We start from the raw sequence: 540 nt of genomic DNA on the forward strand, positions 1-540 counted from the left end.
GGCCCAGGGCGTGGTGGCCAACGACAGCGATGTCGATGGCGGCACGCTGAGTGTCAGCGCGGTCAACGGCGGAACAGGTAGCGTGGGGCAGGCCATCACCGGCTCCAACGGCGGCACCTTCACGCTAAACGCGGATGGCTCCTACAGCTTCAATCCGGGCACGGCGTTCGATCGCCTGGCCGCGGGACAGACCGATACCACTAAAGTCAGCTACACCGTCAGCGACGGCCAGGGCGGCACCGCCACCTCGACGCTGACCGTAACGGTGACCGGCACCAACGACGCGCCGGTCGCTCAGGCAGGCACGGCCACGACGGAAGAGAACAGCGTTCTCAGTGGGCAAGTTCCAGCAGCAAGTGACGTCGATGGCACCATCGACAGCTACGCACTCGACACCGGCGTAGGTCAGGACAACGGTAGCCTGACGTTCAACGCCGACGGCTCCTACAGCTTCGCCCCCGGCACCGACTTCGATGGTCTCGCCGCCGGCGAGAGCCGCGACGTCACCTTCAGCTACACCGCCACCGATAATGATGGCGG

At 65.7% G+C, this 540-nt stretch carries 1 protein-coding gene; it reads left to right on the plus strand.

Annotated elements, in window-relative coordinates; all coding sequences use genetic code 11:
• Positions 1 to 540: Ig-like domain-containing protein (locus BTW07_RS19085; RefSeq protein WP_167369298.1), on the plus strand; the 540-nt coding region annotated here is incomplete at both ends.

Origin of the sequence: Salinicola socius (genome assembly GCF_001937195.1) — a bacterium.
In the GTDB taxonomy this organism is placed as follows: domain Bacteria; phylum Pseudomonadota; class Gammaproteobacteria; order Pseudomonadales; family Halomonadaceae; genus Salinicola; species Salinicola socius.